This is a genomic window from Christiangramia aestuarii (assembly GCF_009735585.1).
GTDB classification, from domain to species: Bacteria; Bacteroidota; Bacteroidia; order Flavobacteriales; family Flavobacteriaceae; genus Christiangramia; species Christiangramia aestuarii.
In genome coordinates this window covers 287,780-312,395 of record NZ_VJVW01000002.1, presented here as the reverse complement: position 1 = coordinate 312,395, position 24,616 = coordinate 287,780, and the positions used below count along the sequence as shown (strand labels likewise).

At 43.3% G+C, this 24,616-nt stretch carries 22 protein-coding genes; 11 read left to right on the top strand and 11 right to left on the bottom strand.

The window, feature by feature from the left end; all coding sequences use genetic code 11:
• The first annotated feature begins 19 nt into the window (after positions 1–19).
• The 4 genes from FLP08_RS05445 to FLP08_RS05430 all read left to right on the top strand — a co-directional run bounded on the left by FLP08_RS05445 (position 20) and on the right by FLP08_RS05430 (position 6,677).
• The gene (locus tag FLP08_RS05445; RefSeq protein ID WP_156274830.1) at positions 20–997 is read left to right on the top strand and encodes a pyruvate dehydrogenase complex E1 component subunit beta; all 978 of its coding nucleotides are present in this window, start codon (positions 20–22) and stop codon (positions 995–997) included.
• A gap of 59 nt (positions 998–1,056) precedes the next feature.
• On the top strand, positions 1,057–3,549 hold the full coding sequence (locus FLP08_RS05440; protein ID WP_202912749.1) for a DUF5686 and carboxypeptidase-like regulatory domain-containing protein: 2,493 nt from the start codon (positions 1,057–1,059) through the stop codon (positions 3,547–3,549).
• A 68-nt stretch (positions 3,550–3,617) separates the two neighbouring features.
• Complete coding sequence (locus tag FLP08_RS05435) at positions 3,618–4,130, top strand: inorganic diphosphatase (RefSeq protein WP_156274828.1); 513 nt, start codon at positions 3,618–3,620, stop codon at positions 4,128–4,130.
• A 132-nt stretch (positions 4,131–4,262) separates the two neighbouring features.
• Positions 4,263–6,677 carry a sodium-translocating pyrophosphatase gene (locus FLP08_RS05430; protein ID WP_156274827.1) on the top strand — a complete coding sequence of 805 codons (2,415 nt, stop codon included), beginning with the start codon at positions 4,263–4,265 and terminating at the stop codon, positions 6,675–6,677.
• 52 nt (positions 6,678–6,729) lie between these two features.
• Here the strand turns inward: FLP08_RS05430 and FLP08_RS05425 are convergent, their stop codons facing one another.
• Complete coding sequence (locus tag FLP08_RS05425; protein ID WP_156274826.1) at positions 6,730–7,122, bottom strand: hypothetical protein; 393 nt, start codon at positions 7,120–7,122, stop codon at positions 6,730–6,732.
• 394 nt (positions 7,123–7,516) lie between these two features.
• Here FLP08_RS05425 and FLP08_RS05420 point away from each other — a divergent pair, with 394 nt between their 5' ends.
• From FLP08_RS05420 to FLP08_RS05405, 4 genes are all read left to right on the top strand, one after another.
• Complete coding sequence (locus FLP08_RS05420; RefSeq protein ID WP_156274825.1) at positions 7,517–7,765, top strand: DUF7218 family protein; 249 nt, start codon at positions 7,517–7,519, stop codon at positions 7,763–7,765.
• 1 nt (position 7,766) lies between these two features.
• Positions 7,767–8,543 (top strand): non-homologous end joining protein Ku, encoded by a 777-nt coding sequence (gene ku / locus FLP08_RS05415; RefSeq protein ID WP_156274824.1) that lies wholly within the window; start codon positions 7,767–7,769, stop codon positions 8,541–8,543.
• Positions 8,544–8,546: 3 nt separating this feature from the next.
• Positions 8,547–10,958: a DNA ligase D gene (gene ligD, locus FLP08_RS05410; RefSeq protein ID WP_156274822.1), complete on the top strand. Its 2,412-nt coding sequence runs from the start codon at positions 8,547–8,549 to the stop codon at positions 10,956–10,958.
• Positions 10,959–11,040: 82 nt separating this feature from the next.
• The gene (locus tag FLP08_RS05405; RefSeq protein WP_156274820.1) at positions 11,041–12,078 is read left to right on the top strand and encodes an App1 family protein phosphatidate phosphatase; all 1,038 of its coding nucleotides are present in this window, start codon (positions 11,041–11,043) and stop codon (positions 12,076–12,078) included.
• Positions 12,079–12,147: 69 nt separating this feature from the next.
• On the opposite strand, the gene FLP08_RS05400 is transcribed toward FLP08_RS05405, so the two are convergent.
• Entirely contained in the window at positions 12,148–12,816 is a 669-nt protein-coding gene (locus FLP08_RS05400; RefSeq protein ID WP_238388444.1) for a sterol desaturase family protein, read from the bottom strand.
• Positions 12,817–12,828: 12 nt separating this feature from the next.
• Positions 12,829–13,443, bottom strand: coding sequence for a deoxynucleoside kinase (locus tag FLP08_RS05395; protein WP_156274816.1), 615 nt, complete (start codon positions 13,441–13,443; stop codon positions 12,829–12,831).
• Between the two features lie 178 nt (positions 13,444–13,621).
• Here FLP08_RS05395 and FLP08_RS05390 point away from each other — a divergent pair, with 178 nt between their 5' ends.
• On the top strand, positions 13,622–14,119 hold the full coding sequence (locus FLP08_RS05390; protein WP_156274814.1) for a DUF302 domain-containing protein: 498 nt from the start codon (positions 13,622–13,624) through the stop codon (positions 14,117–14,119).
• Here FLP08_RS05390 and FLP08_RS05385 read toward each other — a convergent pair.
• Genes FLP08_RS05385 through FLP08_RS05375 form a run of 3 tightly spaced genes read right to left on the bottom strand, consistent with a single transcriptional unit; the run spans position 14,116 to position 16,622 of the window.
• Positions 14,116–14,466, bottom strand: coding sequence for a DUF6122 family protein (locus FLP08_RS05385; RefSeq protein WP_341484972.1), 351 nt, complete (start codon positions 14,464–14,466; stop codon positions 14,116–14,118). The genes FLP08_RS05390 and FLP08_RS05385 overlap by 4 nt on opposite strands.
• 9 nt (positions 14,467–14,475) lie before the next feature.
• Complete coding sequence (locus tag FLP08_RS05380) at positions 14,476–14,814, bottom strand: DUF202 domain-containing protein (protein WP_156274810.1); 339 nt, start codon at positions 14,812–14,814, stop codon at positions 14,476–14,478.
• A gap of 2 nt (positions 14,815–14,816) precedes the next feature.
• On the bottom strand, positions 14,817–16,622 hold the full coding sequence (locus FLP08_RS05375) for an SLC13 family permease (protein WP_156274809.1): 1,806 nt from the start codon (positions 16,620–16,622) through the stop codon (positions 14,817–14,819).
• A gap of 102 nt (positions 16,623–16,724) precedes the next feature.
• Here FLP08_RS05375 and FLP08_RS05370 point away from each other — a divergent pair, with 102 nt between their 5' ends.
• On the top strand, positions 16,725–17,249 hold the full coding sequence (locus FLP08_RS05370; RefSeq protein ID WP_156274807.1) for a DinB family protein: 525 nt from the start codon (positions 16,725–16,727) through the stop codon (positions 17,247–17,249).
• Here the strand turns inward: FLP08_RS05370 and FLP08_RS05365 are convergent.
• From FLP08_RS05365 to metK, 5 genes are all read right to left on the bottom strand, one after another.
• Positions 17,230–18,171 carry a threonine ammonia-lyase gene (locus FLP08_RS05365; protein ID WP_156274805.1) on the bottom strand — a complete coding sequence of 314 codons (942 nt, stop codon included), beginning with the start codon at positions 18,169–18,171 and terminating at the stop codon, positions 17,230–17,232. The two genes, FLP08_RS05370 and FLP08_RS05365, sit on opposite strands and share 20 nt — an antisense overlap.
• 63 nt (positions 18,172–18,234) lie before the next feature.
• Entirely contained in the window at positions 18,235–18,681 is a 447-nt protein-coding gene (locus tag FLP08_RS05360) for a universal stress protein (RefSeq protein ID WP_156274803.1), read from the bottom strand.
• An 18-nt stretch (positions 18,682–18,699) separates the two neighbouring features.
• Positions 18,700–19,629: a 2-hydroxyacid dehydrogenase gene (locus tag FLP08_RS05355; RefSeq protein WP_156274800.1), complete on the bottom strand. Its 930-nt coding sequence runs from the start codon at positions 19,627–19,629 to the stop codon at positions 18,700–18,702.
• 16 nt (positions 19,630–19,645) lie between these two features.
• On the bottom strand, positions 19,646–21,010 hold the full coding sequence (locus FLP08_RS05350; protein WP_156274798.1) for an acyl-CoA dehydrogenase family protein: 1,365 nt from the start codon (positions 21,008–21,010) through the stop codon (positions 19,646–19,648).
• Positions 21,011–21,162: 152 nt separating this feature from the next.
• Positions 21,163–22,422, bottom strand: a complete 1,260-nt coding sequence (gene metK / locus FLP08_RS05345; RefSeq protein ID WP_156274796.1) for a methionine adenosyltransferase — start codon at positions 22,420–22,422, stop codon at positions 21,163–21,165.
• 867 nt (positions 22,423–23,289) lie between these two features.
• Between metK and FLP08_RS05340 the strand changes: the two genes are divergently transcribed.
• Positions 23,290–24,582 (top strand): O-acetylhomoserine aminocarboxypropyltransferase/cysteine synthase family protein, encoded by a 1,293-nt coding sequence (locus tag FLP08_RS05340; protein WP_156274794.1) that lies wholly within the window; start codon positions 23,290–23,292, stop codon positions 24,580–24,582.
• Positions 24,583–24,616: the final 34 nt, after the last annotated feature.

The following is a 24,616-nucleotide window of genomic DNA, read 5'->3' as shown; positions in this document are numbered from 1 at the left end:
AAAAACAATATATTATATAATGAGGACAATTCAATTTAGAGAAGCCGTTGCCGAGGCTATGAGCGAAGAAATGCGTCGCGACGACAGCATCTACTTAATGGGAGAGGAAGTTGCTGAATATAACGGAGCTTATAAGGCTTCTAAAGGAATGCTCGACGAATTTGGTCCGGAAAGAGTTATCGATACTCCAATTGCAGAACTTGGTTTTGCCGGGATCGGGGTTGGTTCGGCAATGAACGGTAACAGGCCTATTATTGAATTCATGACCTTCAACTTTTCTCTTGTTGGAATTGATCAGATTATTAACAACGCCGCTAAAATGAGACAGATGAGTGGCGGGCAATTCAATATTCCTATCGTTTTCCGTGGGCCTACAGGTTCAGCGGGTCAGTTAGGAGCAACCCACTCTCAGGCTTTCGAAAGCTGGTATGCCAATACTCCTGGATTAAAGGTGATCGTGCCTTCTAATCCTTACGATGCTAAAGGTCTTTTAAAGGCTGCTATTCGTGACGACGATCCTGTGATCTTCATGGAAAGCGAGCAGATGTATGGTGATAAAGGAGAAGTGCCAGAAGATGAGTACGTGATCGAGATTGGTAAGGCCGATATTAAAAGAGAAGGTAGCGATGTGACCATCGTATCTTTTGGTAAGATCATCAAGGAAGCATATAAGGCCGCAGATAAGTTGGCTGAAGAAGATATCTCCTGCGAGATCATTGACCTTAGAACGGTACGCCCTATGGATCATGATGCCATTCTTGAATCTGTAAAGAAAACCAACCGCCTGGTGATCCTTGAGGAGGCCTGGCCTTTTGGAAACGTAGCAACAGAGATCACTTACCAGGTACAGTCTAAAGCATTCGATTACCTAGATGCGCCAATCGTAAAATTAAATACTGCCGATACCCCGGCACCTTATTCACCTGTTCTTTTAGAGGAATGGCTGCCTAACAGCGAAGATGTTGTTAAAGCTGTGAAAAAGGTCATGTATAAGTAGTATTAATCAACCTATATTTGAAACTTCATCTTTCCGATGAAGTTTTTTTTTATCCAAAAATGAGCAAACAAGCCTACATTTTTTTCCTTTTTCTTTTCAGTCTCAACCTGCTGCAGGCCCAAACCAAAGTTGGAGGCGTGGTGAATGACGATGCAGGAAAGACTGTGCCTTTCGCCAACGTGGTGTTTGCCAGTTCCTCTACCGGGACCACCACCAACGAAGATGGAGAGTTCTACCTGCAGGCAGAGGAAGATTATGATACCCTGGTAGTTTCTTTTATTGGTTATGAAACAACAAGAATTCCGTTGAAATCTTCGGTGAACCTGAATATGGAGATCACCCTGAATCAGGAGGCGTCAAGCCTGGATGAAGTTGTGATCTACCGCGGGAAAACCTCGAAAAAAAATAATCCTGCCATAGACATTCTTAAAAAGGTATGGGAGAACAGGAGGAAGAACGGGGTGCGCGCTTTCGAGCAATATTCCTATAAGGAATATGAAAAACTGGAATTCGACATTAATACCATAGACAGCAGTCTCATCAAAAACCCGCTTTTTAATGGGATGGAATTCATCTTTGATTATGCCGATACCAATGCGGTTACGGGCAAGACTTACCTGCCTATGTTTATCAATGAATCTGTCTATAAGGTTTACGGCGATAATAAGCTGAATGAAAAGAAAGAAGTGCTTCTTGGGAATAAGAACTCGGGTTTTAACCAGAACAGGAACCTGATAGATTTCGTCAAGGAAGTATATGATGATTATGACATTTATAAGAATTATATCAAATTCTTCGATAAGAGCTTCGTTAGCCCGGTTTCGACCACGGGAATAGACACCTATAATTATGTGTTGTCAGACAGTGCGTATATAGACAATAAATGGTGTTATAATATCGTCTATTACCCCAGGCGGGAGAACGAGCTAACCTTTAAGGGAGATTTCTGGGTGAACGATACCACCTGGGCGGTTAAGAATATTAACATGGAAACCACTAAGGACGTTAATATCAACTGGATAAAACAGGTCTATATCGAGCAGGATTTTAAGGTCTTGAACGACTCGGTTTTCCTGATTACTCGTGATTTTTTCATGGCCGATTTCGCCCTGAACAAGAAGAAAAAGTCTAAGGGGATCTATGCCAAGCGAACCCTGTTGTATGATGAATATGAGTTCAATAACGAGCGCCCGACTTCCTTTTATAAGCAACCCGTTTATAATCCCCAGGCCCAGGCCTATGATCGCAGCGAGGAATTCTGGGAAGAGAACCGTATGGAAAAGCTCAATGAGGACGAGCAGGGTATCTACGTCATGCTGGACAGTCTCACCAAGACCAGGGCATTTAACCGCCTGTACGATGTAGCTACCATTATCCAGTCTGGATATGTGGATTTTGAAGGCTGGGATTACGGACCTGTTTATTCCACCTTTGGTTTTAACGATGTAGAAGGCGTTCGTACCAGGTTTGGCGGGAGAACCTATTTTGGACAAAGCGATCCCTGGAGGATAGAGGCTTATGGCGCTTATGGTTTTAAGGACAATAAGTTCAAATATGGAATTTCCGCAAAGATCCTGCTGGATCAAAAATCAAGATTAATCGTTGGCGGCGGTAACCGTAGGGATGTAGAGCAGCTGGGGACCAGTCTTACCAATTCTACCGATGTGCTGGGCCGTAGCCTGGCCTCTTCCTCACTTCTGAACGTTGGGGACACCGATAAGCTGAGTTCGATCAATCTAAGTGTATTTGCCATAGAAATGGAACCCCTGAAGAATTTCACAGTGAGGTTAGGGGCGAACTATCGGGAATTGAAACCGGCATCTGAAGGTTTCAGCCTGGATTATTATGTTGATGAAGACAGGACCATCATAGATTCAGAAATCAACCAGACCGAGATTTCGACCATTTTCACCTGGACGCCCGGAAGGAAGCTGTCCGGTTACGGGGTAGAACGTAACGTGGTGAACGAAGATGAATTCCCCACCCTTTTTCTGAATTACAGCCTGGGAGTAAAGGATATCTTCAACAGTGATTTCGATTATAAAAAAGTACAGTTCTTCTACAACCAGCCGTTACTGGTTGGTGGACTGGGCAGGTCTAATCTTAGCCTCGAGGCGGGGAAGACCTTTGGCGCAGTTCCTTTAGGTTTGCTAAGCGTGGTTCCGGGGAACCAGACCTATTTCGCTCTTTATAACACCTTTCCTACACTTGATTTCTACGAATTTGTCACCGATTCTTACACGGCGGTGCATTTAAGCCATAATTTTAACGGAAGATTTCTCTCAAGAATTCCGCTATTAAGAGAGCTCAATTTAAGGGAGCTTATTGGCTTCAGGGCCGTATGGGGAGATATTTCAGAAGAAAGCAAAAGCATAGATGCTTCCGGTCTACCGCTGGTGGCGCCAGATTCAGATCCATTCTACGAGTATAGTTTCGGGATAGGGAATATTCTTAAGGTAATGCGTTTCGATGTACACTTCAGGGGTAATTATTTTGATAATCCAGATGCCAGGTCGATGGCATTTACAATAGACTTCGGATTTCACTTTTAGTTAATAGTTTAAATATCAGAATTAACTATATTTGCAGCCCTTAATTTTAATGAAGAAAACAAACAAAAATGTCTGATACTTTTGATGTATTGATCGAGATCCCTAAAGGGAGTAGAAACAAATACGAATATGATTTTGAACTGAAAAAGGTTCGTTACGACAGGATGATCTTCTCTTCGATGATGTATCCTGCAGATTACGGGTTTATTCCTAATACGCTTGCACTAGATGAAGATCCACTGGATGTACTGGTACTGGTCTCAGAACCAACTTTCCCGGGGATCGTAATGGAGGTGAAGCCTATTGGTGTTTTCCATATGGCCGATGAAAAAGGACCTGATGAGAAGATCATCTGTGTGCCGGTTTCAGATCCTATCTGGAACAGACTGAACGACCTTAAAGAGCTTAATGGACATATGATCAAGGAGATCGAACATTTCTTTAAAGTATACAAAGACCTTGAGAAGAAAAAGGTAGATACTGGTGATTTTGGAGATGCTGAAGAGGCACGTGAGATCATTAGACAATGTGTTGAGAGATTTGAGAATTACGAAGGTGATAAATCTCGCTTCGGTATATAATCCTAATTATTCTCCTTATATATTGAGATATTGAAAGCAATAACCCTAAAAAGTTATTGCTTTTTTAATTCTTGCTGTTTTTACTACATTAGCTGGCATTAATAAACTATTAACATTTAACCTAGCTAAAATATGGAAGCAATAATGATTTATATGCCTGCGGTGCTGGCAATAATCGGACTCATTTATATGTGGGTCAAAAGATCCTGGGTGATGAAACAGGACTCCGGTGACGGAAAAATGAAAGAAATTTCAGCTCACATCTACGAAGGCGCCCTCGCCTTCTTAAAAGCAGAATATAAATTATTGTCTTTTTTCGTGATCGGCGCAAGTATAGCCCTGGCCGCGATCGCTTACTTTGTCCCCACTACCCATTATCTTATTATCGTAGCCTTTATTTTTGGAGCCTTTTTCTCGGCCCTTGCCGGGAATATGGGAATGAAGATCGCTACCCAGTCTAATGTTAGAACCACCCAGGCCGCCAGGACCAGCCTGCCCAAGGCGCTTAATGTGTCTTTTGGAGGCGGTACCGTGATGGGTCTTGGAGTTGCCGGCCTTGCCGTTCTGGGCCTTACCGGTTTCTTTATCTTGTTCTTCAATTATTTTATGGGTGGGGAATGGACCAATACAGATCAGATGACGGTTGTTCTGGAAACCCTTGCCGGCTTCTCACTTGGAGCTGAATCTATTGCGCTTTTCGCCCGTGTGGGTGGAGGGATCTATACCAAGGCTGCCGATGTTGGAGCCGACCTGGTAGGTAAGGTAGAGGCAGGGATCCCTGAAGATGATCCCCGTAACCCGGCCACTATTGCAGATAACGTTGGGGATAACGTTGGAGATGTTGCCGGGATGGGAGCCGACCTTTTTGGTAGTTATGTAGCTACCGTTCTTGCCGCGATGGTACTGGGAAACTATATCATCAAGGATATGGGTGGAGATATCACCGGGGAAGGTTTTGGCGGAATAGGCCCGATTCTATTGCCAATGGCCATTGCAGGTGCCGGGATCATAATTTCTATCATTGGTACTTTACTGGTAAGAATAAAATCTAATGATGCCAAGGAGGCAGAAGTCCAGAAAGCCCTGAACATAGGGAACTGGTTCTCTATCTTTTTAGTGGCGGTAGCCAGTTACTTCCTGGTGACCTGGATGCTGCCTGCAGAGCCTATGACCATGGGATTCTTTGTGGGAGGCCAGGAAGGTTTTGAAATGATCTCTATTAGTTCACTTAATGTATTCTATGCCTGCCTGGTTGGTATCATCGTAGGAGGAGTGATCTCTGCGGTAACCGAATATTATACAGGTCTCGGAAAAAAACCTGTTCTGGGAATCGTACAGAACTCGAGTACAGGGGCAGCGACGAATATCATCGCCGGCCTGTCTACCGGAATGATCTCCACTTTTTTCTCCATTTTATTGTTCGCCGTGGCCATATGGGCCTCTTATGCCTTCGCCGGATTCTACGGGGTAGCGCTGGCGGCTTCAGCCATGATGGCTACAACGGCCATGCAGCTGGCTATTGATGCCTTTGGACCTATCGCAGATAACGCCGGGGGAATTGCTGAAATGAGCGAGCAGGAACCAATAGTGAGAGAACGTACAGATATCCTGGATTCCGTTGGAAACACTACCGCCGCTACCGGGAAAGGATTTGCCATAGCCTCTGCAGCCCTTACCTCTCTTGCTCTTTTTGCCGCCTATGTAACCTTTACCGGAATCGACGGGATCAATATCTTTAAAGCTCCGGTGCTGGCCATGCTTTTCGTAGGAGGAATGGTGCCAGTGGTATTTTCGGCCCTGGCCATGAGTTCTGTGGGTAAGGCCGCCATGCAAATGGTGCGCGAAGTTAGGAGACAGTTCAAGGATATTCCTGGTATCATGGAAGGTACCGGTAAGCCGGAATATGACAAATGTGTGGCGATTTCTACAGAAGCAGCCCTGAAAGAAATGTTGCTTCCTGGAGTGATCACCATTGGATTTCCTATCCTCATCGCCTTTATTCCGAAACTTTTTGGATATGAAAACGTACTAATTGCCGAGATGCTTGGAGGTTATATGGCCGGGGTTACGGTAAGCGGTGTGCTCTGGGCGATCTTTCAGAATAATGCAGGTGGAGCCTGGGACAATGCCAAGAAATCTTTCGAGGCCGGGGTGATGATCAATGGTGAGATGACCTATAAAGGTTCAGATGCGCACAAAGCTGCGGTTACCGGTGATACGGTAGGTGATCCTTTCAAGGATACTTCCGGGCCATCGATGAATATCCTTATCAAACTTACATGTCTTATTGGCCTGGTGATAGCACCAATTTTAGGCGGACATACCGAAGGTGATATCCCTAACCTGAATGAGAAGGTCATGGTTTCCGGGAGCAAGGATTCAAAGACGATTTCCAAGGAAGTGAAAATGGATAAAAATTCTGAAGATGATTTTGTTACTGCTAACGTAGTGGTAACTAAAATTGAGAACGGGGAAGAAGAAACCGAAACCTTTGAATTCGAAGGAACCGAAGCTGAAGTTAAAAGCAAGATCGATAAAATCGAATAGAACCCTTGGGGATAAAAAAAATAAAAACCTCCGCTTTCTGGCGGAGGTTTTTTTATGCTACCGGAAATTTCATAACCCCGGAGCTGTTCATTTCCTGAAGATTTTCCCGGATATAATATTTATGGTCCAGGAATAATTCCCTTACGCATGCATGGCTGGTTTTAGAAAGATATTTTTCATATTTCCTGTGAGCTTTCATTTCCCTCTTCTGGATATCGGCATATCTCAGCCGTAATTTGTACTTCAGGTAGTTCTTGGAAAACTCGCATTTCTTGCGCTTATAGAATGAAAGTAAGCGCGGATCTTTGAGTGGCGAAATTTCCTTTTTCAGTTGCTCGATCATTTCTTCGATTTCCTGCAGGAACCTTAGTTTCTGCTGGTATAATCGCTGGTAGAAATCCTTGAGCATCAGTCGGTGTTCCTTGCCTATTGCAATTTTGTACATATAGGCGCTCTTCTTGTTGTAAACTCTTAATTTTTCTAGTAATTCAATGGTTTTCTTCTTTTCAGTAAACCGCATAATTCGTCCTCCAATGATTTGATTTATCTCTTATATTTTTCAGAATTTAGTTAGTAGATAAAAATAGAGCCAGATCCCAAGAATCACTAAGATTTTAACCAAATTAACTCATTTTAATATTCTTTCAACAGGTTTCAGAATGTGCCAAATATGATTTTTGAGGTATAGCGCTAATTTTCTGAACATCAGATTTTCACATTTTCTTAATAAATGTTTAAGGTTGTTAAAATTTAGAGTTAAACTCTGGTTAATCCTCCGGTTGTAATTTCAGTTTTTTCCGCCCAAATCGTAGTTTTAAGCAAACCTAATTAAATAAGTTATGTCTAAAGATCACGGACCCAGCATCAAAAATGATGAGCAATATGAAGAATTGCGTGATAAGGGTATGAGCAAGGAAAAGGCAGCGAGAATTGCCAATGATCCCAACTCTGGAGAGAAAGGCGGAAAGGCCGATAAATATGAGGAGCGAACCAAGGAAGAATTATACGAGAAAGCCAAGGAACTGGACATTGAAGGTCGGAGTGAAATGACCAAGGATGAACTCATTAAAGCCTTAAGGAACCACTAGCATGCGCTCGATCTGGAACGGTTCCATCAGCTTTGGCCTGGTTTCTATACCGGTTAAGCTCTATTCGGGTTCAGAAGACCGGCGAATAGAGCTGGATATGCTCGACCGCCGGGACAATTCCCGTATTCGCTACAAACGCGTGAACGAGGATACGGGTAAAAAAGTGGAGTGGAAAGATATCGTAAAAGGTTTCAAAAAAGATGATGCTTACGTGGTGCTGGAAAAGGAAGATTTCGAGCAGGCCAATATGAAAAAAAGCAAAACCATAGATATCGAGGAATTTATAGAGGAGACCGAAGTGGCCGATGTGCTTTTCAAAAAACCTTATTTCCTGGAGCCACAAAAGGACGGAGGTAAATCTTATAACCTGCTCAGGGATGCGCTCAAGGAGACCGGGAAACTTGGAGTGGCCACTTTTGTGATGCGACAAAAAGAGCATCTCAGCCTGGTGGGGGTATACCGGGATGCACTGGTACTCCATGTAATAAGGTTCGAAGAGGAGATACGCGATCCTAAAGACCTGAAACTGCCCAAGACCAAGCTTAAGAAAAAAGAGGTAGATATGGCGGTTTCCCTTATCAAGCAGTACACCACCGCTTTCGATTTTAAAAAGTATAAGGATGTATATAATGATCAGCTTATGAAGATCATCGAATCCAAATCAACGGGTAAAAAGCCGAAGGTGGAAGATTACGAAAGCGAACCTACCCCGGCTAAAGACCTTATGGCGCAGTTAAAAGCCAGTCTTGATAAAAAGAAAAAGGACAAAGCCTCCTAAGCCATGGGCCTGGATGACTATATTGGTAAGAGGGATTTTAAAAAGACACCTGAACCTGGCGGAGAGATTTCCCGGGAAAATAAACATAGGTTCGTGATACAACGTCACCAGGCCAGCAGGTTGCATTACGACCTACGTCTGGAAATAGACGGCGTACTTAAAAGCTGGGCCGTACCCAAGGGTCCTTCTATGAATCCAAAGGATAAAAGGCTGGCCATACAAACCGAGGACCATCCCATAAAATATCTACATTTTGAAGGCAGCATCCCCGAAGGAAATTACGGGGCAGGTGAAATGAGTATTTGGGATGAAGGTCAATTCGATACCCCTGCATCCAAAGACCTTTTAAAACAATACAAATCGGGTAATCTAAAGCTGACTTTCAAAGGGAATAAGCTGAGGGGAGAGTTTGCCCTGGTAAGGACCAGTCGTAAAGAAAAGAAGAACCACTGGTTACTGATAAAAAAGCAGGATACCTTTTCGACCGAACTGGAATATGATGCCGAGGAACTGGCAGAACGATCGGGTTCTCAAGAAGGAAAGCTTGTAGAATTAAAATTCAAAGACCCGGTAAAACCTATGCTGGCGAGTTCCACTGGTAAGATCTTCAATGACCCGGAATGGATCTATGAGCTCAAGTATGATGGCTACCGGGTGATTGCCCATGTATACAAAGGAAAAGTGGAGCTTCACTCCCGGAATGGAATCTCATATAATTCCAAATTTCCGCAGCTGGTAAGGGACCTGGAACAGGTGCCTCATGAAGCCATCTTAGATGGGGAGGTAGTGGTGGTAAATAAAAATGGGATTCCAGATTTTCAGAAATTACAGAATTACGATAATGGTACTCCCGGTGCACTGAAGTTTTTCGTTTTCGACATGCTCTTTCTTAACGGTCATAGCATGCTTGACCTTGAGCTTTTGGAGCGCAAGAGCCTGATCCCCGAGGTACTAGAAGATACAGAGATAGCGACCTATTGTGATCATGTAGAAGGCATGGGGACTGCGTTCTACCAGAAAGCTATAAATGCAGGGATGGAAGGAGTGATCGCCAAGAAGGCCGATTCCACTTACAGTCCAGGTTACCGGACAGAAAAATGGCTTAAAATAAAAGCAAGTAATAGCCTGGAATGTCTTATTTGCGGATATACATATTCTGAAGCAGCCGTATTTGGTTCCCTGATCCTCGGTGTAATCCGGGAAGGTGAATTGGAATATGTTGGGAACTGTGGCACTGGTTTTTCAGATAAAGCTCGAAATAATCTGCTGGAAAAGATGAAACCCTTGAAGATCAAAACTTCAGCATTTAAAGAAAAGCCTGATCTTAAGGGTAGGCAGGCAAACTGGATCAAGCCCAGCCTGGTTTGTGAAGTCACATTTTCTGAATGGACCATGGCCGGCCGTTTGAGGCATCCCGTTTTTAAGGGTCTTAGAGAGGATAAATCTTCAGAAGAACTCAATAACGAAAACCTTCCGGAAAAAAAGAAAAAGAATAAAAAAGCCGATTCTGATAACGTCCTGGAAATAGATGGGAATAGGGTGAAGGTGACAAACCTGGATAAGGTTTACTGGCCAGATTCGGGTCTGCGGAAATATGATCTTATAGATTATTATATCAAAGTTTCCGAATATATCTTGCCTTATCTAAAGGACAGGCCTCAAAACCTGCACAGGCATCCCAATGGGATAGAGAAGGATGGCTTTTACCAGAAGGATAGCGAAGGTTTACACGAAAGCTGGCTGGAGACCACCAGTATCTATTCAAAATCGGCCAGGAGAGATATAGAATACCTTTTATGCCAGAATGAAGCCAGCTTAATCTATATGGCCAATCTGGGTTGTATTGAGATCAATCCCTGGAATTCCCGAATTCAGAATTTAGATAAGCCCGATTACGCGGTTATAGATCTGGATCCTTCAGATAAGAACAGTTTTGATGAGGTGATCGAGGTGGCCCAGGCGGGGCATGAAATACTTGAAAAAGCTAAAATCGATGCCTGGCTGAAAACTTCAGGTTCCAGCGGGCTGCATATCTATATTCCGCTCAATGCCGGGTATACCTATGAAGAAGCGCGGGATTTTACCAAGCTGCTATGTTATTTCATTCAGGAAGAGACCGGAAAGCTTACCAGTATGGAGCGGGCCGTGAAAAACAGAAAAGGAAAGATCTATCTAGATTATCTGCAGAATCGACGTGGCCAGACCCTGGCTTCGGCATACTGTGTAAGGCCAAAAAGAGGTGCCCCGGTTTCGGCTCCCTTGCAATGGAAGGAGCTTAAGAAAGGAATGAAGATCACAGATTTCAATATTCATAATATGCCAGAGAGGCTGGAAGAGAAGGGTGATATCTTTAAAAAGCTTCTGAGTGAAAGAACCGATATTGAAAAAGCCCTGGGCAGATTAGATAAGCTTTAAATATTAAATAATTTATAAAACTTAGCCCTATTTACGGGGCTTCTCAGAATATGAAGTACATTGAAACAAAGCTTTTATCTTAATGATCAAACGCATTAAAAAAATCCTCGGGAGGTATCGGAACCTGGAGCAGGTATACGTGGTGCCTTACCGTAGTTATGGTACTTATTCACATCTTTATGTAAAAGGCAGGGTTCTGGACAATGAACCCCTTAAGATCGTTAAAGACCAGTCGGTCTACCGAACCCTGAAAAACACCTATAAACAATTTGATAGTTTCGAGATCCCCGATGCCCAGATGGAGCTTATCGTACCAGATAAGATCAATTTAAAGGCAACCACTAATGATGAGGGTTATTTTCTTTTCGATAAGACCATCGATGAGAATTTATCTGAACATGCTTCCAGGGAAGGCTGGGTAGACTATGAGATCTATTATCGTAACGAGGTGGAGCCCGGCACAGACCTTATCGCCGATCCTGCCAGGGGAGAATTCCTGGTACCCCAGGCCGATGCCGAATTTGGAGTGATAAGCGATATAGATGACACTATCTTACATACCGGGGTGACCTCTTTTTTAAAATGGAGACTGCTTAAAAATTCCCTGCTTACCAATGCTTATAAAAGAATTCCGTTAAAGGGAGCGCCAGATCTTTATCAAAAACTGCACAGGGGAAAGAGCGGGGAAAATAAGAACCCCATGTTCTATTTAAGCAACAGTCCCTGGAATATGTATGAATATTTAAAGCTGTTTCTGGACCACAATGAATTTCCGAAGGGGCCAATCCTGTTAAGGGATCTTCGTACTCCTTTTGAAAGTACATTAAAACCCGAAAAACCCCATAAGCAGAAAGAGATCACCAACATCCTTAAAACTTACCCAGATCTAAAATTCATTCTGATAGGGGATAGTGGGGAACACGATGCGAGTATTTATACCGATATAGCGGCACAGTACTCAGACCGAATCCTGGCGATCTACCTGAGAAGCGTAAAGCATAAAAAGCGCATGGAAAGGGTTAGAAGCCTTATCGATAATTTCGATACGGTGCCTGTGCTACTGGCTGAAAGTTCTAAAGAGGCCTTGAAGCACGCCCGGGAAAACGGTTTTATAGAATAGACCGAAATTATCATCAAAAAAAAGATCCCGAAATTTTCGGGATCTTTTTTTATGATATAAAGTTCTTTTCTAGCTCGGGTCAATGCTTGTACCTACCGCAGCTCGTTCATTTTTTGGAGCTTTTCTTGGCATGGTCCTGAAGATCTGGTCCCATAGTGGAGAAGAAACTCCAAAAGCCCTGTCTGGCTCGCGATAGTGGTGAATACTGTGGTGGTGCCAAAGTATTTTCAAAAAGTTATTGGGCACCTTAAAAGCATGTACCGAATAATGTACCGCCAGGTAACCGGCATATCCAATAAGGAAGCCAGCAAGGAAACCAAAAACATAATCGCCCAGTACTGCTCGGTAAATGATAAACAGCACGGTTGCGATTACTAAACTCAGTACCGGTGGCATAGCCAGCCTGGATTTATCTTTTGGATAATCGTGGTGTACACCATGCATGGTGTAAGAAAGCTTCTGTTTTCTGGGTGAGGTCGCAGGAATATGGTAAAGATACCTGTGCATCACGTATTCAATAAAGGTGAAAAAGAAAAGCCCGGCCAGGAACAGCCCTATCATCGCAGGCGCTTCAAAACCCTTTTCGATGATACCGTAATAAACCAGCGCCGCGGCGATCACCCCAAAAATGATTAGGGGAATAGAAATATGCGTATGCGTTAGTTTTTCCAGGATAGGATTGTCAAATAACTTTGGCGATCCCTTGTGCTTAGGTCTTTTTAATTTTGTCGATTCCATAGTTCCATTCATTTAAAAAAGTCCGTGTAACTCCCCGTCGATCCTGTTAATAATACCTCCAAGATCTTCCGGATTATCCACAAAGTTAATATTATCTACATCTATAATCAGCAGGTTCCCCTTGTCGTAATTATGTACCCAGGCTTCGTATCGTTCGTTCAGTCTGCTCAGGTAATCTATAGATATCGTGTTCTCATAATCCCTCCCTCGACTGTGAATTTGCGCTACCAGGTTCGGGATGCTGCTTCTAAGATAAATTAGAAGGTCTGGGCCCTGAACCACGCTTTCCATAAGATCGAATAAGGATTTATAGTTCTCAAAATCCCGGTTGGTCATCAATCCCATCGCATGCAGGTTGGGAGCAAAGATGTAGGCATCCTCGTAGATGGTCCTGTCCTGAATGATCTTCTTCCCGCTCTCTCTAATCTGAAGTATCTGTCTAAACCTGCTGTTAAGGAAATAGATCTGTAAATTGAACGACCAGCGTTCCATTTTGTTATAAAAATCTTCCAGATATGGGTTTTCCAGGACATCTTCGAATTGAGGTTCCCAGTTATAATGTTTCGCTAATAATCTGGTTAGAGTGGTCTTTCCTGCACCAATGTTTCCGGCGATGGCTACATGCATAATTTGATTTCTTAGGCTGAATTAAGGAGTGTAAAGATAAAATAATTGAATTAAAATAGGCAGTATCCCTTTGCGAGTAGGTAGAATTTTTTCAGCCAGATTTTAAGATTTCAAACAAGATGATTAAATTACTGAAAATGAAATCATTAGGATCTAATCCTTGTTAGAATCAATCAATATGAAAAGACTTATTTTTTTAAGCTTCCTGGTATTTACTTTAATCGCTAGTTCCCAATCGAGTACAGAAGCCGATAATCCGATTTCGGTTGAAAATACCTTTAAAGAAGGAATAGTAACGAAGCAAAGCACACGGAATTTTGAAGAAACCTATGAAAGCTTAAGGCAGGCTTTGGAAGAAAACCCGGCAATTAGAATTATGGCGGAGATAGACCATCAGGAAAATGCTAAAACTTCAGGCCTGAAACTTTCTCCCACCAGGCTCATCATCTTCGGAAACCCGAAATTGGGAACTCCGTTAATGCAGGAGGAGCAGAGTATCGCCCTGGACCTTCCGCAGAAAATGCTCATTTGGGAAGATACTTCGGGAAATGTGTATATCTCTTTCAATGATCCTTATTATGTAGCGGAAAGGCATGGCCTTAAAAACAATGATGAATTGCTGGAAAAAATGGAAAAGGCCTTGAATAAACTGGCTAACCGGGCCGCGGGCATCTAAAATACGTCCTGCAAACAGGTGGCACATTTGGCATAGGTCCAGATGCAGTCTACGAAATCTGTGAACATATGGAAGAAAAGGCCAATGCATACGAGCCTTAAAACCCTGTGTTTAATAAAGATCATTCCCAGCACATAGCCAGTAATGGCAATTTCAGAATGCAGCGGGTGAAAACCTATACTGCATCTATCGGGATCGAACAAGGGTACAGCCAGTAAATGGTCCAGGTCTACCAGCATGGTCGCGGCCAGGATAAGCCAGTATTTAAGCCATTTTTCCTTGTCGTATAGATAGGCGATCCCGCCAATAACTAGGAAATGAAGTGAGTAATGTACTATTTGTTGCAAGAGCAGGGCTTAGTTTTGGTTGCTTCTATTCTCATCTTTCTCCTCGTCTGGTTGCAGTAATTTATTGAGTTTCCTTTCCAGAGCAATATACCTTGAAAAGCCCACGATCATAAAAAGTATACAGATAAATAGGGATAAATATCCTACCCACATAAGGCTTATGCCCTGGTATTCTTTGATCTGTAACAGGGCCAGGCCGCTAATGAGCAGGTAGATGGAGGCACGTATATAAGAGAGCAGTGTCCTTTCGTTGGCCAGCTTGGTGCGCTCCAGGGCGAGATGCTCCCGTACCAGCTTTTCATCAATTATTCTTGTTTTAAAGGGATTGTGAAGTTTTACTCTTCTCATGATCAGAACGGAAAAAATATTGGAATTACAAAGGATGCTGCGATCCAGATGATAAAGTTAAGGGGTGTCCCGAACTTTAAAAAATCTCGGAACCTATAATTTCCCGGAGCATATACCATAGTATTCACGGGATAGCTCACCGGCGTCATAAATGTGAGGGAACAGGCGAACATCACGCCTATTAAAAATGGTTTTTCACTTACCTGCATTGCCGCGGCTAGGCTAATCACGATAGGGGTCATAAGTGCTGCCGCTGCTTTACTTGAAAGCACGTTGGTAGAGAGGAAGGTGAACAGGAAAATAAGGCTCAGCGTCCATCTCGGGTCCAGGCTGCCCAGGGATTCATAGATATATTGCGAAATAATATCGGAACCGCCGGTCTTTTCCAGGGCCTTACCCATGGAGAGAACCCCGGCGATCATAAAGATCACCTTCCATTCTATGGCCTCGTAGGCCTCCTGTGGTTTCAAAATAGTAAGGGTCACCAATAAAAGACTCCCAATCATCGCACTAATTAGGATGGAAGTAATATTGAAGGCTGCTGCACTAACCACTCCTATCACGATGAGAAGTGCGGGAATTGCCTTTTTGTAATCTACCCTTCTTCCCTGATATTCTGAAAGTGTTACGATTAGTTTTTCACCGGTAAGCAGGGAAATGGCCTTTTCTGAAGCAAAAAGCAGCATCATATCGCCTTCCCTTAACACCACCTGGGAAACGTCTTCGGTAATGGTTTCTTTTCTATGCCTTATGGCCAGGACCGAAGCATAATAGGTACTCCTGAAGTTGATCTGCCTTATCGATCTTCCTGCAAGTTCAGACCCATAGGGGATCATAACCTCGTAGATCTTTTTTTCTTCCTTTGGCGGATTTTTTCCGGCCTCAAGTTTATCATTCGGCTTTACATTATTCACATTTTCCTTATCTCCCCTTACCGAAAGACCTTTCCTAACCTTGAGCTTAGCCAGGTTTACTGGGTCTACCAGGATGCGGACCAGGTCATTTTCTCTAAGGACGGTCTCTCCGTTAATCTCGTAAACCCGGTAATGTTTTCTTTTGATGCGCAGGATCTGCACCTTGAAATCGTTCACCAGTTTGGATTCAGATATGGAATGGTCTATATCATCACTATCTGCCAGCAGTTCGATCTCGGCCATATATTTTTCAGCCTCCTTCTTAAGGCCGGCGGTTTCCGGAAGGTCACGTTTAGGCAAAATGATGGGGCCGACTATAAAAATATAGGTCATCCCGATGGTTAGAAGGCAAAGGGCCGCCAGCGAAAATTCGAACATACCAAAGGCTTCTGAGCCCAGTTTTTCAGCATAGCTGCTTACAAGTATGTTCGTGGAAGTACCAATCAGGGTACAGGTTCCGCCAAATAAAGCTGAAAAGGAAATAGGGATAAGCAGCCTGGCCGGACTTATATTGGCTTCACGACATACCAGCAGTGCTACTGGAATGAGGATGGCCACTACGGCTGAATCATTGATAAAAGCTGAAAGCACTGCCGAAGTAGCACAAAGTGAGACCAAAGCGAAAAAATAATTGATGCGCGCTATCTTGATCAATTTGGCGCTCAGGCCATCGATAATTCCCGATTTAAATACCGCCGCACTTACCACGAACATACAGCCCAGGGTAATGGTGGCAGGATGGTTGAATCCTGAAAAACCTTCTTCAGGACTCAGGACTCCCGAAACGATGAACAGGGCCATAATGATAATGGAAGTGGTATCTATCGAGAAATAATCGCGCACAAAGAGAATGATCCCTATAACGATTATTACTACAGTTAGGTACAATTCCATCTGTGAACCTGTTGGTTAGTTAATTTTTTGGTTTATTTAAAGATAGTATTTCTTTTATTTAATGGTATAAAAAACTAAAATTCAGCCAACTGTATTTGTAGAATGAGTAAAAATGAAAAAAATGAATACTGGTTGCGAGGTAGAATAGAAGGAGTGTCAGATATGCTCCAGCCGGCGGCACATGCCCTTCTGCAAAGCAGGGAAGAGGCAGAAGCTTATCTAGAAGGCTTCCCTGCCAAACTCTTTTGGGAAAGACCGGCGGGCAGAGCCTCGGTGGCTTTCCATCTTCAGCATATAACTGGCGTGACCAATCGCCTAGTAACCTATGCCAAAGGACGGCAGTTAGATGAAGAGCAATTAAAATTTCTTGATAATGAAGGGATTCCTGATGTTGATCTTAGCCTCTCTACTCTTCTGGAGGATCTCGAAAACTCTATCGACTCAGCTGTGATGTATCTCAAAAGTTTGCAGGAGGAAGATCTTACGCGGAAAGTGGGAATTGGTAGAAAAAGGATAGGATCTACTTTAATAGGTACTCTTTTTCATGCCGCGGAACATTCTCAAAGGCATGTTGGGCAAATGCTGGTAACAATTTCGGTTGTCAAAGCTAAAATGGGAGATTGGTAAGGTCTACGTTACCGCCGGAAATGATAATCCCGATCTTTTTGTTTTTGAAGCGCTCTTTTTCCTTGATCACAGCGGCAAGTGCCACCGCGCTGGAGGGTTCAACGATGATCTTCATGCGTTCCCAGATAAGCCTTAAGGCAGATTTTATCTCGTCTTCGGCAACTCTTATGATCTCTTCAACATTTTCCAGGATGATAGGGAAATTCTGGTCGCCAAGTTGGGTTTTTAGACCGTCTGCGACCGTATTTGCATATTTGTTGGTCTCGATTCTGCCAGATTGGAGTGACCGCCAGGCATCATCGGCTTCCAAAGGTTCACCGCCAATGCAGTTGCAGTTCTTTCCGAAGTGTTTCACAGCGAGGGCAGTACCGGCAATGAGTCCGCCACCTCCTACGGGACAGAAAATATGATCCAGGTCTGGATAATCCTCCAGTAATTCCATCGCTGCAGTTCCCTGTCCCAGGATCACATTTATATCGTTAGAAGGATGAATAAATGTAGCTCCGGTTTCTTTTTGAATTCTATTAGCCGCTTCCTCACGATCCTTTAAAGTTGATGGACATTCGGTAATTTGTCCGCCATAAGTGCGTACTGCTGCTTTTTTGACCTCAGGAGCCGAATCTGGCATTACGATATAGGCTGGAACATTCAGGCTTTTAGCTGCGAGTGAAAGGGCCTGGGCGAAGTTACCAGAGGAATGGGTCACCACTCCTTTGGCTTGTTTTTCTTCAGAAAGGTTCAGGATGGCATTAGTAGCGCCACGCATCTTAAAGGCACCCATTTTCTGAAAATTCTCGCATTTAAAGAAAACTTCGGCTCCTACCACTTCGTTTATCAAACTGGAGGTAAGCACCGGCGTGCGGTGAATATGTGGTAAAATCCTTTCAGATACTTTGCTAAGCTGTTCCTTTCCTGTTTTCAAAATATTGAAGTTTGGAGTGAAAATAAAAATTCCCCGAATATCTCGGGGAATTTTCTAATAACATTATTCGTCTATCGGAATTGCCATGATGGGAATTTCCGCTTTTTTGATAAGTTCTCTGGATACGCTTTCCTGCAAAAGGTTGTGAAGGAAGCTGTGTTTATGAGTTCCTACGATCAGCAGGTCAATATTTAGTTTCTTGGCTTCAGCAAGTACCGTCTCTACGGTAGAACCTTGTATCAACAATGCATCTGCCTTCACTTCCTCGCTTAAAAAATTCTTACAGATCTCCTGAAGGTTTCGGTGTTCCTCGCGATATTCATTGGCTTTTATGTCGCGGATATATTGTGGCCCTGGCTCGTAGCCTACAAAATCGGGTTCGGGTTCAGCAACATGAAGAACCCAAACTTTAGATTCAAACTTCTGGGCAATGCTGTCTGCATAAACCATTAACTCCCCGATGCTGTCATTAAAATCTACAGCGACCATGATATTTTTAAACGTATCCATCTCTCAGCGATTTAATTATCAATAACCTTTATCTTTTTCTACCTTGTTTTCAAGAGGTTCATCTTCTTTCATTCGGTCGTAATTGTCAGCGATCTGTCCAACTACCGATTCTGGTTTGGTCACACTGGCGATATGGGGAGTAATATTGATCTTTGGATGTTCCCAGAAAGGATGTTCTTCCGGTAAAGGTTCTTCCCGGAATACATCTAATGAGGCTCCCGAGAGGTGACCACTGTCGATCATTTCCATAAGGTCATGTTCTACAAGATGTTCCCCTCTCGCTACGTTGATCACGTAAGCACCTTCCGGTAACATATCAAAAAGATCTGAATTTAGAATGTTCTTGGTGTCTTCGGTCAATGGTAAAAGGCAAACCAGGATCTGGGAGTTTTTTAGAAATTCTTCCAGCTGGTCCTTGCCGTGATAACATTTAACATCTTCACATTCTTTTTCGGTCCTGGACCAGGCATTCACCTTGAAAAAGTTCTTGGTAAGCTTCCCAGCCACGGCATTACCCAGGACTCCAAGTCCCATGATTCCTACGGTAGTGTTTTGTGGGCGCTTGTACTGGAACTGTTCCCATTCCTTTTTTCTCTGCGCCTTGGAATAATAATGCAGGTCACGAATGTGGTTCATTACCTGGCTTAATACGAAATCTCCCATATCTTCGGTAAGTGTGTCGTCTACTACCTTGGTTACTTTGACCCCTTCCGGCAATGCACTGTCGCTAAGAATATGGTCTACTCCCGCTCCCATACTGGCTATAACCTTTAGATTAGGATAATTTTTAAACAATCCTCTCGGGTGATTCCAGGTAAGTGCAAATTCTACTTCTTCTGTATCATGCTCTTCGGGATATACGTAAATGTTCATCCCCGGATGTCTGTTTTCTAAAGCTTTTACCCATTCCTCCGGATCTCTTCCCGGACTTACAATCAATACTGACATAAATTTTTTTTCTTTTTTAACTAACAAAGGCGCTGTAGCCGGTAATGGCTCGGCCAACTATAAGTGAATTGATTTCTTTTGTTCCTTCATAACTGTAGATCGCTTCGGCATCTGCCACAAAGCGAGCCACGTCGTATTCTAATAATATTCCGTTTCCACCAAGTACTTCTCTTGCCTGGCTCACCACGTCACGCATCCTCATGCTGCAGTAAACCTTAGCTAAACTGGCATGTTCGTCTCTTAACAGGTCCTGGTCCTGTAATTCAGATAATCTGAAACAAAGGGTTTGCATTGAGGTAAGGTTGGATAACATTTCAACCAGGTGGTTTTGAACCAGCTGGAACGAGGCAATTGGTCTGCCGAACTGTTCCCTCTTTTTCGTGTATTTCAAGGCACTTTCGTAAGCGCCGCGGGCACAGCCCACCGCCTGCCAGGCTACTCCGGCACGGGTCATTCTTAAAACATTGGCGGTATCTTTAAAGGAATTGGCATTCTGAAGTCGGTCGCTTTCAGGTACCTTGCAATCGGTCAAAGTAATAATGGCATTCTGAACGATTCGCAGTGCCATCTTATCCCTGATCTTTTCGGTTTCAAAACCAGGATTTTCCTTTCTTACCAGGAATCCCTTGACCTGGTTGGAATCAAGATCTCGAGCCCAGATGACCGTGACGTCAGAAAAAGTAGCATTTCCTATCCATTTTTTCTGGCCGTTCAGCACCCAGTTCTCTCCATCAAATTTGCAGGTGGTTTCAAGTCCGCCGGCAACGCCTGAACCTACATCAGGTTCGGTAAGACCAAAGGCACCGATCTTCTCCATTTTCTGCATTTTTGGCAACCATTCCTGTTTTTGTTCCTCGCTTCCGCATAAATAAATAGAGCCCATCGCTAAACCACTATGGACTCCGAAGAAAGTAGAGATAGAAACATCTACACGTGCAATTTCCTGCGCGATGATACCTTCCATTAAAAATGGTAAATTCGGGCAGCCATATCCTTCATAAGGCACACCAACGATATTGAGCTTGCTGAATTTTTCGATCACCTCGAACGGGAACTGGTCTTTCTTCCAGTATTCGTTTACCAGAGGCTTGATCTCATCCTCCATGAAATTGCGCACCTTCAGCTGAATTTCCCGTTGCTCCTCAGTCAATCTTAGATCGAGATTGTAAAAATCACCGTCGATAGGAGGTAGGTCATGCTGGCCTTTTCGGCGCTTGGTTTTTAACATTTTCATCAATCCGGCTAGTTGCCGGTCGTCAAGCTTGCCCAGGGTTTGCATGGCTTCCGTAAGATCAATTTTACTGTTGATCTTGGCGAGCTGATCCATATCTACCTGCTTTAACAGGTTGATGGTGTTTCTTACCTTTTTAAAAAATGACATACGAAGATGGCTTGGTGAATTTTAAAAATAAGGATTATAAGAGCTGCAGGCTGTTAAGGTTTTCCGAAGAAATGATAAAACTGGCGGTGGGATAGAAGCATAAAAAAAGCCGCTCTAAAAGCGGCTTTATATTTCAAAGATTTGGTTTGGGATTATTCGATCCCGAAAACCTTTTTTACCTTATCCACAAAATCCAGTTTCTCCCAGGTGAACAATTCTACCTCTTTGGTGATGCGTCCATTATAGGGACTCTCAAAAACCTTGGTTTCAACGCGTGGTTCTTTTCCCATATGTCCGTAAGCCGCGGTCTCACGGTAGATCGGGTTTCTAAGTTTCAGTCGGTCTTCGATGGCGGCTGGTCTCATGTCGAAGATCTCTCTTACTTTCTCAGCAATCTTTCCGTCGCTTAGGTCCACATTCTTCTTTCCGTAAGTATAAACCGAAATGGACGTTGGTTCAACCACTCCAATTGCGTAAGATACCTGGACAAGAATTTCAGGAGCTACTCCAGCAGCAACAAGATTCTTGGCGATATGCCTTGAAGCATAAGCTGCGGAACGGTCTACTTTTGAAGGGTCTTTTCCAGAAAATGCACCACCTCCGTGGGCACCTTTTCCACCATAGGTATCCACGATGATCTTTCTTCCGGTAAGCCCGGCATCACCATGAGGCCCACCAATTACGAATTTCCCGGTAGGGTTAATGTGATAAACGATATCGTCATTGAATAATTTCTGAACATATTCCGGCAATTGTTCTTTCACTCTAGGGATCAGGATTTCAATAATATCTTTTTTGATCTTGGCCAGCATTTTTTCGTCGTCCTTGTCAAAATCATCATGCTGTGTAGAAACTACGATCGCCACAATGCGCTGAGGTACATTATCGTCGCTGTATTCTATCGTTACCTGACTTTTGGAATCAGGTCTTAAATAATCGATTTCCTTTCCTTCACGGCGCAATTTCGCGAGTTCGATCAGGATCTTATGGGAGATGTCGAGTGCCAGAGGCATGTAGTTTTCAGTTTCATTGGTCGCGTAGCCGAACATCATTCCCTGGTCACCGGCTCCCTGCTCATCTTTTTTACCGCGGTCCACCCCCTGGTAAATATCTTGGGACTGTTCATGAATTAGAGAGATCACCCCGCAGGAATCCCCGCTGAATTTATAGGCGCCTTTGGTATAACCAATATCATTGATCACGTCTCGTGCGATGTTCTGAACGTCCAGGTAGGTATTACTTCTCACTTCCCCTGCCAGTACCACCTGTCCGGTAGTTACCAGCGTTTCGCAGGCTACCTTCGATTCCTCGTCAAAGGCTAGAAAATTGTCTAAAAGAGTGTCACTAATCTGGTCTGCAATCTTATCTGGGTGCCCTTCAGAAACACTTTCTGAAGTAAATAAATAAGCCATTCAATTTCTTTTTTAATTAATACGAATGGAAAAATTTGACGTGAAGAGCTAAGAGAGGTGTGTCTACATTCTGCTTTAGCATTTGCTATACTTTAGAAGTATAAGGGTTGCAATCAGTCAAATCTATCCCTTTCAATAACTTGGCTACAAATGTATAAAAATTCAGTTCATCCCAAATTCTTTTAACGTCATTTTATCCTATTTGTTCACTGGGTTTTTGATCGGGGCGTTGCCCTTCCCCGCTAAGCGGGTAGGGCCGGGCTTTCGCTGCTCGCTTCCCGATGAAAAATCGGGAGAGCTCAAACAACCGCTCAATCCCTAACGCAAAATATTTTCAATAAAAACCAAAAAAGGTGTATTGAAATTTTAAATACTTCAAAATAAAGGGCTTAAAAAATAAATTTTCGCATTTCTTTTCTAAAAGCTTGGATATTAAAAATTTCCGTGCATATCTTTGTAATTCAGAAAACGAAAAAATGATCAGTCTAATTTGTAATATGATGTGTATGATGTGGAAACCTTCCGCAGCGCACTCTATTGCATAAAACTGAAAAGATATAATTGCAAAAAGCCGCTGCCAACCGCAGCGGCTTTTTTTATATCATGATTTTTAAGTTGGAAAACCCAAATCAAACCTCAGCCCGAACCAAGTTCAGGAGGACTAAAAAAGAAGAGATCTAATGAAAACAATTGGCAACCTAATGATGACTATGTGTATGTGCATGATGTGTATGCGCCGTATGAATCGCTATTGCCAAAACTGGAGAATTTAATTAGTTATAAAGTTCAATTCGCAAAGTCCCCCTGGTAATAGCATATCAGGGGGACTTTTTTATTAGGGATAAATCAACATTAAAAATCAATATCATGAGTACTAAAAATTTTTCAACAAAAGCATTACATGCAGGACACGATGTAAAACAAAATGGCGGAACCAGGGCAGTACCGCTGTACCAGTCCACTTCTTACGTATTTAATAATTCCGATCATGCCGCTGCGCTATTCTCGCTGGCCGAGCCAGGATTTATTTACACCAGGATCAATAACCCAACGCTGGATATCCTGGAACAGCGACTGGCGGCACTGGAAGGCGGGATCGCAGCCGTGGTAACCGCCTCAGGAACTGCAGCCACAAGCACCGCGCTGCTCACCCTTTTAAAAGCAGGAGATCATATAGTTTCTTCAAATAGCCTTTACGGCGGAACTTACAACCTCTTCAAGAATACCTTACCTCGCCTCGGCATCACCACCACCTTCGTAGACCCAACAGATCCAACAAATTTTACCAAAGCAGCAAAAGAGAATACCAGAGTATTCTTCGCTGAATCTGTGGGAAATCCAAAACTGGATGTGCTGGATCTAAAAGGAATTTCAAAAGAAGCAAAAGCTTTTAAAGTTCCCTTCATCGTAGATAATACGGTTGCTACACCTTATTTACTCAATCCAATTGAACACGGGGCAGATATCGTGCTGCATTCATTAACGAAATATATCAATGGTAACGGAACTGCCTTAGGTGGCGCAATTATCGATGCCGGTAAATTCGACTGGGCCAATGGAAAATTCCCTGAATTCACCGAGCCTTCTCCTGGTTATCACGGACTGGTTTACCACGAAGCCTTAGAGGAAGCTGCCTTTATCGCCAAAGTTAGAATTGAAGGATTGAGAGATCACGGTGCGGCACTGAGTCCGTTCAATGCATTCCAGATCATTCAGGGATTGGAAACTTTAAAGATCAGAATTAAAGAACATAGTAAGAATGCACTGGAACTGGCCAAATGGCTTCAGGAACAGGAAGAAGTGGAATGGGTGAATTACCCGGGACTAGAGGACAGCAAATATTATGGTCTTGCCAAGGAATATCTTCCAGAAGGTCAAAGCGGACTCGTAACCTTCGGCGTTAAAGGTGGCTATGAAGCTGCGAAAACCGTGGTAGATGAAGCTAAAGTATTCTCATTACTTGCAAATATAGGAGATACTAAATCGCTGATTATTCATCCGGCGAGTACTACGCATCAGCAGTTAACCGAGGAGGAACAGGCCTCAACCGGAGTGACTCCAGATCTTATCAGGTTATCTGTTGGATTGGAAGATGTAGATGATCTTAAGTCGGATCTGAAAGAGGCCTTTGCACAAATTAAAAAGAGATCATTGGTTTAATGTTGGTTTTTAATCGATCCGGGGAAAGTTGAAA

Bases quoted from the DNA above. Each gene is read 5' to 3' on its own strand.
- FLP08_RS05370 (WP_156274807.1), top strand. From the start codon at position 16,725: ATGAGTAAAAATGAAAAAAATGAATACTGGTTGCGAGGTAGAATAGAA.
- FLP08_RS05390 (WP_156274814.1), top strand. From the start codon at position 13,622: ATGAAAAGACTTATTTTTTTAAGCTTCCTGGTATTTACTTTAATCGCT.
- FLP08_RS05375 (WP_156274809.1), bottom strand. From the start codon at position 16,622: ATGGAATTGTACCTAACTGTAGTAATAATCGTTATAGGGATCATTCTC.
- FLP08_RS05420 (WP_156274825.1), top strand. From the start codon at position 7,517: ATGTCTAAAGATCACGGACCCAGCATCAAAAATGATGAGCAATATGAA.
- FLP08_RS05425 (WP_156274826.1), bottom strand. From the start codon at position 7,122: ATGTACAAAATTGCAATAGGCAAGGAACACCGACTGATGCTCAAGGAT.
- FLP08_RS05395 (WP_156274816.1), bottom strand. From the start codon at position 13,443: ATGCATGTAGCCATCGCCGGAAACATTGGTGCAGGAAAGACCACTCTA.
- FLP08_RS05430 (WP_156274827.1), top strand. From the start codon at position 4,263: ATGGAAGCAATAATGATTTATATGCCTGCGGTGCTGGCAATAATCGGA.
- ligD (WP_156274822.1), top strand. From the start codon at position 8,547: ATGGGCCTGGATGACTATATTGGTAAGAGGGATTTTAAAAAGACACCT.
- FLP08_RS05440 (WP_202912749.1), top strand. From the start codon at position 1,057: ATGAGCAAACAAGCCTACATTTTTTTCCTTTTTCTTTTCAGTCTCAAC.
- FLP08_RS05340 (WP_156274794.1), top strand. From the start codon at position 23,290: ATGAGTACTAAAAATTTTTCAACAAAAGCATTACATGCAGGACACGAT.
- metK (WP_156274796.1), bottom strand. From the start codon at position 22,422: ATGGCTTATTTATTTACTTCAGAAAGTGTTTCTGAAGGGCACCCAGAT.
- FLP08_RS05445 (WP_156274830.1), top strand. From the start codon at position 20: ATGAGGACAATTCAATTTAGAGAAGCCGTTGCCGAGGCTATGAGCGAA.
- FLP08_RS05380 (WP_156274810.1), bottom strand. From the start codon at position 14,814: ATGAGAAGAGTAAAACTTCACAATCCCTTTAAAACAAGAATAATTGAT.
- FLP08_RS05400 (WP_238388444.1), bottom strand. From the start codon at position 12,816: ATGGAATCGACAAAATTAAAAAGACCTAAGCACAAGGGATCGCCAAAG.
- FLP08_RS05355 (WP_156274800.1), bottom strand. From the start codon at position 19,629: ATGTCAGTATTGATTGTAAGTCCGGGAAGAGATCCGGAGGAATGGGTA.
- FLP08_RS05350 (WP_156274798.1), bottom strand. From the start codon at position 21,010: ATGTCATTTTTTAAAAAGGTAAGAAACACCATCAACCTGTTAAAGCAG.
- FLP08_RS05405 (WP_156274820.1), top strand. From the start codon at position 11,041: ATGATCAAACGCATTAAAAAAATCCTCGGGAGGTATCGGAACCTGGAG.
- FLP08_RS05435 (WP_156274828.1), top strand. From the start codon at position 3,618: ATGTCTGATACTTTTGATGTATTGATCGAGATCCCTAAAGGGAGTAGA.
- FLP08_RS05360 (WP_156274803.1), bottom strand. From the start codon at position 18,681: ATGGATACGTTTAAAAATATCATGGTCGCTGTAGATTTTAATGACAGC.
- ku (WP_156274824.1), top strand. From the start codon at position 7,767: ATGCGCTCGATCTGGAACGGTTCCATCAGCTTTGGCCTGGTTTCTATA.